Origin of the sequence: uncultured Thioclava sp. (genome assembly GCF_913064665.1) — a bacterium.
GTDB classification, from domain to species: domain Bacteria; phylum Pseudomonadota; class Alphaproteobacteria; order Rhodobacterales; family Rhodobacteraceae; genus Thioclava; species Thioclava arctica.
Genome location: NZ_CAJYBT010000011.1, coordinates 52551 through 65150 on the forward strand (window position 1 = coordinate 52551; position 12600 = coordinate 65150).

10 protein-coding genes are annotated in these 12600 nt (G+C 64.0%); 8 read left to right on the top strand and 2 right to left on the bottom strand.

Translation table 11 applies throughout. The features are described from left to right. The first annotated feature begins 5 nt into the window (after positions 1–5). Both QZ571_RS06655 and trpE read left to right on the top strand, forming a co-directional pair. Positions 6–1850: a SurA N-terminal domain-containing protein gene (locus QZ571_RS06655; RefSeq protein WP_295532932.1), complete on the top strand. Its 1845-nt coding sequence runs from the start codon at positions 6–8 to the stop codon at positions 1848–1850. Between the two features lie 10 nt (positions 1851–1860). Next, on the top strand, positions 1861–3372 hold the full coding sequence (trpE, locus tag QZ571_RS06660; protein ID WP_295532933.1) for an anthranilate synthase component I: 1512 nt from the start codon (positions 1861–1863) through the stop codon (positions 3370–3372). 46 nt (positions 3373–3418) lie between these two features. On the opposite strand, the gene QZ571_RS06665 is transcribed toward trpE, so the two are convergent. Beyond that, a complete protein-coding gene (locus tag QZ571_RS06665) occupies positions 3419–5248 on the bottom strand; it encodes a divergent polysaccharide deacetylase family protein (RefSeq protein ID WP_295532934.1) in 1830 nt (609 codons plus the stop codon). A gap of 192 nt (positions 5249–5440) precedes the next feature. On the opposite strand from QZ571_RS06665, the gene QZ571_RS06670 reads away from it, so the two are divergent. The 6 genes from QZ571_RS06670 to lexA all read left to right on the top strand — a co-directional run bounded on the left by QZ571_RS06670 (position 5441) and on the right by lexA (position 10294). Then, positions 5441–6034 (top strand): aminodeoxychorismate/anthranilate synthase component II, encoded by a 594-nt coding sequence (locus QZ571_RS06670; RefSeq protein WP_295532935.1) that lies wholly within the window; start codon positions 5441–5443, stop codon positions 6032–6034. After that, the gene (trpD, locus tag QZ571_RS06675) at positions 6031–7053 is read left to right on the top strand and encodes an anthranilate phosphoribosyltransferase (protein ID WP_295532936.1); all 1023 of its coding nucleotides are present in this window, start codon (positions 6031–6033) and stop codon (positions 7051–7053) included. Before QZ571_RS06670 ends, trpD begins: the two co-directional genes overlap by 4 nt. Further along, on the top strand, positions 7050–7847 hold the full coding sequence (trpC, locus tag QZ571_RS06680) for an indole-3-glycerol phosphate synthase TrpC (RefSeq protein ID WP_295532937.1): 798 nt from the start codon (positions 7050–7052) through the stop codon (positions 7845–7847). Before trpD ends, trpC begins: the two co-directional genes overlap by 4 nt. Further along, positions 7844–8314 (top strand): cyclic pyranopterin monophosphate synthase MoaC, encoded by a 471-nt coding sequence (gene moaC, locus QZ571_RS06685; RefSeq protein WP_295532938.1) that lies wholly within the window; start codon positions 7844–7846, stop codon positions 8312–8314. The genes trpC and moaC overlap by 4 nt, the downstream gene beginning before the upstream one ends. Positions 8315–8317: 3 nt before the next feature. Then, positions 8318–9502, top strand: a complete 1185-nt coding sequence (gene glp, locus QZ571_RS06690; protein ID WP_295532939.1) for a gephyrin-like molybdotransferase Glp — start codon at positions 8318–8320, stop codon at positions 9500–9502. Between the two features lie 90 nt (positions 9503–9592). Next, complete coding sequence (gene lexA, locus QZ571_RS06695) at positions 9593–10294, top strand: transcriptional repressor LexA (protein ID WP_295532940.1); 702 nt, start codon at positions 9593–9595, stop codon at positions 10292–10294. A 107-nt stretch (positions 10295–10401) separates the two neighbouring features. On the opposite strand, the gene QZ571_RS06700 is transcribed toward lexA, so the two are convergent. Continuing rightward, a complete protein-coding gene (locus tag QZ571_RS06700) occupies positions 10402–12474 on the bottom strand; it encodes a ComEC/Rec2 family competence protein (protein ID WP_295532941.1) in 2073 nt (690 codons plus the stop codon). Positions 12475–12600 lie beyond the last annotated feature (126 nt).

Sequence of the window (12600 nt, forward strand, 5' to 3'; positions counted from 1 at the left end):
AGCCCATGAAGCTGCGCAGTCACGGCAAGAGCGTGGTCGTCTGGATCTTGCTGGCAATGCTAGTGCTGGGGCTTGGGGGCTTTGGCCTGCGCTCCTTTTCGGGCAATGTGAAATCTGTGGGCACCGTGGGTGAGACGCAGATTCCGGTCAGCGAATACGCCCGCGCGCTGCGCCAAGAGATGCAAAGCCGCTCGCAGCAATTGGGCCAAACCGTCACCATGGCACAGATGCAATCGACGGGGCTGGATCAGCAAGTGCTGAGCCGCCTGATCGGCGAGGCGAGCCTTGGCGAAGCGGCACGCCGTCTGGGCGTTTCGGTCGGTGACGCCGAGTTGCAAAAGCAAATCTTGGATGTGCAGGCCTTCCACAATGCTAGCGGCAAATTTGATCGCGAGACCTATAAATTCGCATTGCGCCAGCAGGGCTACAGCGAGCCGCAATTCGAAACCCAACTGCGCGGCGACCTGTCCCGTTCGATTATCCAAAGTGTTGTGGGTGGCGGCGTGAAAGCCCCCGAAGCGGTGACGGATGCCTACACCCAATTCGTGTCTGAAAAGCGTGGCTTTACTTGGGCCGAAATCACCGAGGCCGATCTCGCAACCCCGGTGGCCAAACCCACCGATGCGCAGCTTCAGGCCTATTACAAAGACCACATCGCTGATTTCACCGCACCCGAGACGCGCGACATCACCTATGCGTGGCTGACGCCCGAGATGCTCAAGGACAAGGTCAAAATCGACGATGCGACCCTAAAGCAAGAGTATGACTCGCGCATCTCCGAGTTCAAGCAACCCGAAAAGCGGCTGGTCGAGCGGCTGGTCTATCCCGATATGAAATCGGCCGAGGCCGCCAAGGCCAAGCTCGATGCCGGTAAGGCAAGCTTTGCCGATCTGGCCAAAGAGCGCGGATTGACCCTGCAAGATGCCGATCTGGGCGATGTCAGCCAAGACGAGCTGGGCAAGGCGGGGGCTGCGGTCTTCGCGCTCAAATCCCCTGGTGTGGTTGGTCCGATTGACACCGATCTAGGCCCCGCGCTGCTGTCAATGAATGGCATTATCGCGGCGCAACAGACCTCGTTTGCTGATGCGCGTGAAGAACTCGCCGGAGAGGCCGAGACCGAAAAAGCCCGCCGCGATATTTCGCAGGAAACCGAAAGCCTGTCGGACAAGCTGGCCGGAGGGGCCACGTTGGAAGACATGGCCAAGGAAACCGATATGGAGCTGGGCAAGATTGCCTTCACCGCCGACAGCAAAGACGGCATTGCGGGCTATGACGAGTTCCGCAAAACGGCGCTGGCAGTGACCAAGGAAGACTTCCCCGATCTGGCGAATCTGTCAGATGGCGGCGTCTTTGCGCTGCGTCTTGATGACATCGTGCCCCCGACGCCGATCCCCTTTGACAAGGTGCGCGACAAGGTGGCCGCCGCTTGGCATGCCGATCAGGCAGTGACGGCCCAAGAAGCGCGCGCCAAAGCGGTTCTGGACGAGATCGCTGGCGGCAAAACGCTGGGCGCGACGGGGCTGCTCACTACCGTGGTGCCTAGCATTGCGCGCGGTGGCTTCTCCGATGATCTGCCCCCCGCCGTGATCGGCAAGGTTTTCGCCACCGATCCGGGCAAGGCCGCGCAGGTCAGCGCCAATGGCAAGGTTTATGTGATCGTCACCGACAAGATCATCAAAGCCGATATGACCGATGCTGACGCCAAGCTGATTTCCGGCCAGATTGCCCAGCAGCTTTCGCAGTCGCTGGCCAATGACTTGCTCAATTTCTACGCAACTGCGGTTGAGAGCGAGTCGGGCTTCACGCTTGACAGCCAGGCCGTGACAGCCGTGCAGTCGCAGATCCAATAGGAGGCCGCAGGTGGTCGCTCTTTCGCCATCCTTCGAGGAATTCGAGGCCCGCTGGGCCAAGGGGCAAAACCAGCTGGTTTATGCGCGCCTTGCGGCGGATCTGGACACGCCAGTCTCGCTGATGCTGAAATTGGCCGAGGCGCAGCCCAATTCCTTCATGCTGGAATCGGTGACGGGCGGCGAGGTACGCGGGCGCTATTCGATCATCGGCATGAAGCCCGATGTGATCTGGGAATGTCGCGGCACGCAGGCACGCATCAACCGTGCCGCGCGCTTTGACGAGGCGTGGGAAGACCTGCCCGGCCATCCCTTTGAATCCCTGCGCGCCCTGATTGCCGAAAGCCGCATCGAGATGCCCGAGGGGCTGCCGGCCGCCGCTGCCGGTCTGTTTGGCTATCTGGGCTATGACACGATCCGGCTGGTTGAGAACTTGCCCAATGTGAACCCCGACCCCATCGGCGTGCCCGATGCAATGTTGCTGCGCCCGTCCGTCGTGGCGGTGCTCGATGGGGTGAAGGGGGATGTGATCTTGTGTGCGCCTGCGTTCCAATCCTCGGGGCTGTCGGCGCGCGCGGCTTATGCGCAAGCGGCCGAGCGGGTCTCGGATGCGCTGCGCGATCTGGATCGCTCCCCCGCCGAGGGGCGCAATCTGGGCGAAATGCGTCAGGTCGGCGAGATGCGCTCGAATTTCACCCAGCAGGGCTATATGGACGCGGTCGAGCGCGCCAAGGATTACATTCGCGCAGGCGACATCTTTCAGGTCGTGCCCGCGCAACGCTGGGCCGCCGATTTCCCGCTGCCGCCCTTTGCGCTGTATCGCAGCTTGCGGCGTACCAACCCCTCGCCGTTCATGTTCTTCCTCAACTTCGGTGGCTTCCAGATCGTCGGCGCCAGCCCGGAGATCCTCGTGCGGTTGCGCGAGGGTGAGGTCACGATCCGCCCGATCGCCGGCACCCGCCCGCGCGGCGCGACCCCGGCCGAGGATAAGGCCTTGGAAGAAGATCTGCTGGCGGACAAGAAAGAACTGGCCGAGCATTTGATGCTGCTTGATCTCGGGCGCAACGATGTGGGGCGCGTCGCCAAAATCGGCACCGTGCACCCGACCGAGAAATTCATCATCGAGCGTTATTCCCACGTCATGCATATCGTTTCCAACGTCGTGGGCGAGCTGGCTGATGGGCAGGACGCGCTCTCGGCGCTGCTGGCCGGTCTGCCTGCGGGCACCGTTTCGGGCGCGCCGAAAGTGCGCGCGATGGAGATCATCGACGAGCTGGAGCCCGAAAAGCGCGGCATCTATGGCGGGGCCGTGGGCTATTTCGCCGCCAATGGCGAGATGGACATGTGCATCGCGCTGCGCACCGCGCTGGTGAAGGATGAGACGCTGTATATTCAAGCCGGGGGCGGTGTTGTCTATGACAGCGACCCGCTGGCCGAGTATCAGGAAAGCGTGCACAAATCCAACGCCCTGCGCCGCGCCGCCGAAGATGCGGGCCTGTTCGTGCAGTCGCGCTCTAACAGCTAGGCGGCCGGGTCTTACACGGCTTTTCCCGTTGTACGGGCGCGGTGGCTCAATTGCCCGCCGCAGCACCTTGCGTGTTTTGCAGCGCCACTGCCGACACCGGGGCAAGATCGTATTTTGTCCCCGCGTCGGGGGCCCATTGTGTCAGCGCGCTCACCGTTTCGGGCCAAGCCGACAGCATCACAACGATCTGCCCATTGCGATCTGCCTCAAACCCGGCACGCGACAGCATCCGCTCGACCACCGGGGCTTTTTCGCGCGCGCCATCCAGCACCCGCCAGATTTTCGCGCGCGGCAAATCCACCGTAGACGCGATCTGATCAGCGGAATCAAAGCCACGGTTCTGCGTGACCAGCCCCAGCCCCTCGCGCCCCAATGTCGACACCATCTGGCGCGCCAGATTGCGGGTGTTCTGGAAGACGGGCTTGGGGCGTTCAACTACAGCCACGGCTTCGGGGATCACTTGGCGCCATGCCTCCAGCGCGACCTCAAGGTCTTCGGGCGTGGCATCGGGGGGCAAATCTGCCGCCAAGATCGCGACCTCATGCCCTGCCGCGCGCAACGCCTGCGCATCCTCGGCCGCGTTCGGGCGGGTGGGATCAATCGCGATGGTGACGGGGAAATCAAGCGCGGCAATGGTGGCGGCATCAAGCCCGCCGGCCTCGATTCCCGGATCAATCAATACCACCGAATACAGCGCCTTGGCGTCGTCATGAACGAAGGGCAACGCGTAACGTTCAATCGGCGGGAGATCGGTATTCTCGGCAGCGGGCGCTTGATCTACGCCAGGGTCGCCATCCGCTTCGGGCGCGTCGGCGGGGGGCGCATCTGCGCCGGGCGCGCCGATTTGGGGCAGACGATCCACGATGACATTGGGCGCAGAGCGAAAGCCCTCAACGGGCTGGCCCGGCAGGCGCTGCGGCTCTGAGCCAAGGGTGATGACGCGCGGCTTGGCTGGCGGCATGTCGGGCATGGCTTGCCCGTCAGCATCGGGCTGAGGCACCTCTGCGGGTGCCATATCGGGTTGCGCATCTGGCCGCGGCGCGGGTTGCAATTCTGGCTGCGGCATGTCCGCCGCTGCGATTTTCGGCAAATCGGGCAAGGCAGGCGCTGGGGCTTCACCTGACGGGGCCAGTGCTTCACTGGATGGGGCCGCCGCGCTGTCGGGCAGCGCGGTGATGCCAGCGCCGCTTGGTCTGCCAAGCCCCTGCACATCGGGAAGCGGGGGCAAATCCGCCATCTGCTGATCCGGCGTAACCGATCCCGCAGCCATTCCTTGCGCCGGTTCGAGGCTGCTCGGCGCGGGGCTGGAGGCGGTTTGCGTGCCAGACCCTGCCGGAGCGTCTTGCGGTGCAGCCGGGGCCACGATCGCAGCCGGTGGCGGCGTCATGGCAGGAGGCGCGTCAGGCATCGTAACCTTGGCCTCGGGTTCGGGGCGCGCCTCACTTGCACCCAGAACCGGGGTTCGCACCTCGCCGGGCGGGGGCACGGGAATCGGCTGTTCTGGCGCGGGCGCTTGAACTAGCGCCTGCGAGGCCTCTCCCGCTTGGGGCTGAGGCGTGGGGGCCAACGCATCGGTCACCGGGCGCGTGCCCGGATCGCTGGCCGCGATCTGTGCGCCGACCTGATCGCTATTGGATTGGCTGACAGGCGCGCGCGGTGTCGCACTGGGCGCACTTAGCGGCGCACCTGCGGGATTGGGCATATTGGGCACCTGATCCGAGCGGCCGCGCGCGAAATCCGACCCCGCGGGCACATCAACAGGACCGACGGCAGGCGGAGTGGATCGCGGCAATGGGGCCATGATCGAGGCCGTGCCCAGAACCAGCACGCTCACCCCGGCTCCCAGCGCCGCCCCTTTGAGCACCGATCGCATCATTTGCCCGCCTCCACTGCCCGCGCGCGTCGTTTTACGCGCGCATCCTTTTGCACGAGGCCTTGACCCTACCCCGCCGCTAATTGCATCTATAGCCCGACCCGATCCCCGGTTCACCCCTCTTTTGCTGCATGGCGCAAATTTGCCTGCAACTTTCAGGGCCAGACGGGGGACCCCAAAACGCGAGGCCCGGCCATGCTGCTGCTCATCGATAATTATGACAGCTTCACCTATAATCTGGTGCATTATTTCGGCGAGTTGGGCGCAGATGTGCAGGTCTGGCGCAACGATGCGCTGGATGTGAGCCAAGCGATGGGCATGGGGGCTGAGGCAATCGTGTTGTCGCCCGGACCCTGCGACCCTTCGGCGGCGGGGATTTGTCTGCCGCTGACGCTGGCTGCGGCCGAGGCTGACCTGCCGCTATTGGGGGTATGTCTTGGGCATCAGACCATCGGGCAGGCCTTTGGTGGCAAGGTCGTGCGCCACAGCGAGATCGTACATGGCAAGATGGGCGAGATCCTGCATCAGGGCAAAGGCGTGTTCGCTGGCCTGCCCTCGCCGCTGCATGCGACGCGCTATCATTCGCTGGTGGTCGAACGCGAGAGTCTGCCTGAATGCCTGGAAATCACCGCCGAGTTGGCCGATGGCACGATCATGGGGCTGCGCCACCGCGACAAACGCATCGAGGGCGTGCAGTTTCACCCCGAATCCATCGCCTCCGAACATGGCCATGCGATGCTGAAGAATTTCCTGACAGAGGCAGGCGTTAGCTTGAAGGTGCCCGCATGAGCGACGCAATGAAACCGCTGATCTTTGCGGCTTCCGAAGGTCCGCTGAGCCGTGCGCAGGCCGAATCCGCGTTTGAAATCTTGTTCAACGGCGAGGCCACCCCCGCCCAGATCGCCGGACTGTTGATGGCGATGCGGGCGCGCGGCGAAAGTGTATCGGAATACGCCGCCGCCGCCGCCGCGATGCGCGCCAAATGTGTGCCCATCACCGCGCCCGAAGGTGCGATCGACATCGTAGGCACGGGCGGCGACGGAATGCACACGCTCAACATCTCGACCGCCGCCGCCTTTGTCGTGGCTGGTGCGGGTGTTCCGGTGGCCAAACACGGCAACCGCGCGGCCAGCTCGAAATCGGGCACGGCGGATGTGCAGGGCGAGCTGGGTATCGACGTGATGGCAGGCCCCGCAGCGACCGAGCGGGGTCTGGCCGAGGCGGGGATCGGTTTCATGATGGCGCAGATCCATCACCCCGCGATGAAACATGTGATGCCGGTGCGCCTTGAACTGGGCTGCAAGACGATCTTCAACATCCTCGGGCCGCTGACCAACCCCGCAGGCGTCAAGCGCCAGTTGACCGGGGCTTTCGCGCCCGATCTGATCTGGCCGATGGCCGAGACGTTGCAAATGCTGGGCTCAGAAAAGGCGTGGCTTGTGCATGGCTCGGACGGCACCGATGAAATCACCATCACCGGCGTGACAGACGTGGCCGCGCTGGAAAATGGCAAGGTGCGCGGGATGCAGATTCATCCCGAAGATGCGGGCCTGCCGGTGCATCCGTTCCGCGATATTCTGGGCGGCACGCCGGCCGAGAACGCGACGGCTTTGCGCGCGCTGCTGGACGGGGAGCCTTCGGCCTATCGCGACGCAGTCATCCTGAATGCCGCCGCCGCGCTGGTGGTGGCTGACAAGGTGAGCGATCTGAAATCAGGCGCAGAAATGGCCGCTGAGAGCATCGATTCCGGGCGTGCCAAGACCGCGCTGGAAACGCTGGCCCGGATCACGCAAGAGGTCCGCGCATGAGCACGATCCTCGACAAGATCAAGGCCTACAAGCTTGAGGAAATCGCCGCCGCCAAAGCCGCGCGCCCGCTTGGCGACATCGAGGCCGAAGCGCGCGCCCAAGGCTCCACGCGCGGCTTTGCCAAAGCGCTGAGCGCCAAGGTCGCCACCGGCTACGGGCTGATCGCGGAAATCAAGAAAGCTTCGCCCTCCAAGGGCTTGATCCGCCCCGATTTCGACCCGCCCGCACTGGCGAAAGCCTATGAAGCTGGCGGCGCGGCCTGCCTGTCGGTGTTGACCGATACGCCCTCGTTCCAAGGCGCGCCGGAGTTTCTGAAGGCGGCCCGCGCCGCCTGTGCCCTGCCCGCTTTGCGCAAGGATTTCCTCTATGACACCTACCAAGTTGCCGAGGCGCGCGCTTGGGGGGCTGATTGCATCTTGATCATCATGGCCTCTGTCGAGGATGCGCTGGCGGTCGAGCTGGAAGATGCCGCAATGGGTTGGGGCATGGATGTGTTGATCGAGGTGCATGACGCCGAAGAACTGGAGCGCGCCCTCAAGCACCTGAAATCGCCGCTGCTGGGCGTCAATAACCGCAATCTCAAGACCTTCGAGGTCACGCTGGACGTCACCCGCCAACTCGCCCCCGAAATCCTGTCCGCCGGGCGCGATCTGGTTTGCGAAAGCGGCATTTTTACCCGCGAAGACCTCGCCGCGATGGCTGAGGTCGGCGCGCGCCGCTTCCTGATCGGCGAAAGCCTGATGCGCCAAGACGATGTGGCTGCAGCCACCGCCAACTTGCTGGAGGTCGCATGAGCCTGAGCCATTTCGACGAGGCCGGGCAGGCCCATATGGTTGATGTCTCCGACAAGGAGGTGACCGACCGCATCGCCGTGGCCGAGGGCTGCGTGAAGATGCGCCCTGAAACCCTTGATTACGTTCTCAAAGGCAGTGCGAAAAAGGGCGACGTGCTGGGAATTGCGCGGATCGCAGGGATCATGGCGGCCAAGAAAACCGCCGATCTGATCCCGCTGTGTCATCCGCTGCCGATCACCAAGGTCACGCTGGAATTGACCCCGGATACGGACTTGCCCGGCGTGCGCATCACCGCCACGGTCAAGACCTCGGGGCAGACCGGCGTCGAGATGGAGGCGCTAAGCGCGGTGTCGGTCGCGGCGCTGACCGTCTATGACATGCTCAAGGCGGTGGAAAAGTCGATGACCATTGAAGGCATCCGCGTGGTGCTCAAAGATGGTGGTAAATCCGGACGATACGAGGCGTAGCATATGCTGTCAGTTGAAGAGGCGCTGGAGAAAGTTCTTGCATTGGTCGCCCCGCTGGGGTGCGAAACCGTGGCGCTGCGTGAGGCGCGTGGCCGGGTGATGGCCGCGCCCGCACAGGCGCAGCTGACCCAACCGCCGTTTTCCGCCTCGGCTATGGATGGCTACTGGATTGCCGCCGCCGATCACCGCCCCGGCGCGCGCCTGCGGGTCGAGGGCGAAGCCGCCGCCGGGCGTAGCTATCAGGGGCCGCTGGCCCCCGGTCAGGCCGTGCGCATCTTTACCGGTGCGCCGGTGCCCGGCCCCGATGGCGTCGTCGTGCTGCAAGAACATGTTGTCCGCGAGGATGACACGATCACGCTGGCGCAAGACCTTGAAACCCATGGCAATATCCGCCCCGAGGGACAAGACTTCAAACGCGGCGACAGCTTTCACCCGAAGCGCCCGCTGAGTGCGCGTGATCTGGGGCTGCTGGCCTCGATGAACGTCTCCGAGCTGAGCGTCTATCGCCGCCCCGAAGTCGCGGTGATCGCGACCGGCGACGAACTGGTGATGCCCGGCGAAACGCCTGGCCCTGATCAGATCATCTGCTCCAACAGCTTCATCGTCACTGCCTTGGCCGAGTCTGCCGGCGCGCGCGTGCGTCTGTTGCCGATTGCGCGCGATGATCGCGAGTCTTTGCGCGAGGTGTTTGATCTCGCCAAGGGCGCCGATCTGGTGGTGACCTCGGGCGGGGCCTCGGTTGGCGCGCATGATCTGGTGGGCGAGGTCGCGGGCGAACTGGGGCTGGAGCGTGCCTTCTGGAAGATCGCGATGCGCCCGGGCAAGCCGCTGATGGCAGGCAAGATGGGCGATGCTGCGATGCTGGGCCTGCCGGGAAACCCGGTCTCGGCCACCGTTTGCGCCGAGCTGTTCCTGCGCCCGATGCTGGCAAAATTGCAAGGGCTCGACCCTGCCCCGCGCATCGAGCCCGCTGAACTGGCCACCGATGTTGCCCCCACCGGCGCGCGCACCCATTACATGCGCGCCACGCTGAGCCCCGGTGACCCGCTGCCCCGCGTGACGCCATTCGCGGCTCAAGACTCCGCCCTTCTTGGTGTGCTGGCGACGGCGGATTGCTTGCTTATCCGTCCGAAGGATGATGTGGCGCGCCGTGCCGGTGCGCGGGTCAATATCTTGCGACTCGATTAAGCGCGACAGCTAGAACACGTTGACACGGCGCGCGACCGGGGCTAGAACATAACCTGAACGCTTGCCGAGAGCCATGTCAAAGAGGTGAACATGCTGACGCGTAAACAGTTGGAATTGCTTGAATTCATTCAAAAGCGGATGAACCGCGACGGGGTTCCGCCTTCGTTCGATGAGATGAAGGATGCGCTGGATCTGCGCTCCAAATCCGGCATTCATCGCTTGATTACGGCGCTTGAGGAACGTGGCTTTATCCGGCGTTTGGCACATCGCGCGCGCGCGATTGAAATCGTGAAACTGCCCGATGTGTTAGAGAAAAAGCTCGGCGCACCGTCTGGGTTTAGACCCAAGGTGATTGAGGGCGATAAGGTCGATCCTCCGCGTAATGCGATGACTGTCGAGGCGGTGCATGCGCTGGAATTGCCCGTCATGGGCCGCATTGCAGCCGGTGTCCCGATTGAGGCGATCTCGGAAGTCTCCCATCACGTGGCTGTGCCCGGCGCGATGGTGTCCGGGCGTGGCGAGCATTACGCACTGGAAGTCAAAGGCGATTCGATGATCGAGGCTGGGATCAACGATGGCGACATCGTCGTGATCCGCGAAACCGGAACGGCAGAGAATGGCGATATCGTTGTGGCGCTCGTGGACAGCCATGAGGCGACGCTCAAGCGGTTTTATCGCCGCAACGGGATGATCGCGTTGGAGGCCGCCAACCCGGCCTATGAGACGCGGCTGTTGCGCGACGATCAGGTCAAGGTTCAAGGGCGGCTTGTCGGGCTGATCCGGAGTTACTGATACGCATCGGCACCGGGTTTAGGGGCGTCCTCTGTCGGGCGCCCTTTTTGTATGCTTCGCGCCCGGACTGCGCGGTCGGATCATGAGTATTTATGGCTAGATGAAACCTAGCGGCTCCACAAACGGGGGCCGGGGCGCGCTTGGGCCATCACTTCGCCTTGGCCATCCAATGCGATTGCTCCCGTTTTGCGCAACCGAATTTGATCCCATAGGTCGCAGCCTTTCGGCGCGGATTTCACGCGCGCGTTGATCACGATCAGCGCGTTATCGCGACAGGCTGTGTCAAGCTTCGAGAGCGCACTTTTCCCACTTAGATGGATCAGTTTTCGCCCGGCGAAACGTGCCTCTCGCGCGTTATTGGGGCCGCTGAAAGCGGCTCTTTTGGCCCCGATCGCAGCAGTCGCGGAATCGCCGTCGGCCTCCAGCCAGCGCGCGCCGACAAATTTGGCCGCAGGCTTGGAGAGGGCGCGGCCTTGCGAGGTCATCAAGCCAACCAGTTCGCCCTCGGGCGCAATCAAAAGCGCGGGTCGGGCTTGGGGGGCGCGCAGCCATAAAACGCCGCTGAGCGCGATGAGAAGGATGGCCAAGCTGCGCCCTGCCCCGCGCATTAAGACCGCCCCGAGCGCCCCCAAACACAGCAACGGGATCACCCATGGCCCGGGCTGCGTGACGGGAACCACCGCGCCCTCAATCGTCGCGAAATAATCGGCCACCGCAAGAATCCAGCGCGTGCCAAGCCCCATCACCCAAAGGGCAGGTGCCGACAGTCCGATAAGCGACAGGATCGCCGCAATGACACCTGCGGGCATCACCACCATGCCCATTGCTGGCACCGCCAGAAGGTTGGCGAAGACGCCATATTCCGACAAGCGGTGGAATTGTGCGGCCACGATGGGCGCGGTGGCGGCCCCTGCGATCACCGAGGTCGCAATCAGCATTGCCAGCGGGCGCAGCAAGCGGGGAATGTGGCGCGCCACACGGGCCCATGGGCTCAGCGCGACAATCAGCGCGGTGGTGGCAGCAAATGACATCTGAAACCCGGGAGCGATCAGGCTTTCGGGGTGCCAGATCAGCAGCACCGTGGCCGCCAGCGCGACCGTGCGCAGGCTGAGCGCACGCCGATCAATCAACACCGCCAGCAGCATCACCGTCACCATGATCCACGCGCGTTGGGTCGACACGGCAGCACCGGACAGCCAAAAATAGCCGGTGGCGGCGAGGAGCGCGACGATAGCGGCGATCTTTTTGACCGGCCAGACCAGCGCGCGATTGCCCCAGAGCGCCAGCCCATAGCGCACCAGCGCAAAGACGAACCCCGCCAACAGCCCCATATGCAGCCCTGAAATCGCGATCAGATGCGCGAGGTTGGAACGCCGCATCGCCTCGCGCGTGGCCTCACTCAGACCCGAGCGATCCCCCGTCAGCAGTGCCGCGGCAATCGCGCCCGGCTGGCCGGGAATACGCGCTTGAATGGCTTGCGATAACGCACGGCGGGCGCGATGCGCGCTAAGGCCAAGATCGCTGCGCGCAGGCGGGGCCGCGCGCAGAACGGGCACGCTGGTATAGCCAATTGCGCCCAGCCCGTTAAACCACGCAGCGCGGCGAAAATCATAGGCACCCGGCGCGGCAGGCGGCGGCGGGGGCATCAGATGGGCGGTGGTCATCACGAAACTGCCGGGCGGGGGCACATCACTGTCCCCCATATCGCCCAGCGCGATGCGCACGCGCTTGGGCTGGGTGCGCGCGTCGATGCGCACCTGATCGAGCGTGATGCGCAGCTTATCCGACGCAGCGCGATCGATCCCGATCACACGCCCCTCGACGGGCCCGTAATAGCGATAGCTTAGAACCGGGGCCGCCACCGCATGCGCGCGCGCCCCCGCCAGCAAGAACCCCGCGCAGGCCAGGGCAATGATTGCTGCGCCAAAGCGCGCCCAGTCTGCCCCGCGCAGCCAAAGCCAACTGGCGATGACCGCGGCAATCGTTGCCACCGCGTAGCTTGATGGGCCGGGCTCTGCGGGGGCAGCGAAATAGGCCCCGATGCCCAGCGACAGCGCCACAGGAACCCATAAGAAAAGCCGCGCACGAGCCCGCGTCAGCGCAAGCGCCGGGTCCGCCAATCCGCCAAGCAGAACTCGCCCCAGCGCCCCGAGCAAACGCCCCGCGCGTGGCCGCGTCATCGCCCCCTCACGGGGGCTCGATCCGATCCCTTGCCAAGCCACGCTTGTCTTGCGCCCCGTCCCTGCTTATGCATCCAACCGAGAAAGCCTAAGCGCTTTATGGTTTCCAAAAAGTTAACGCGCGCC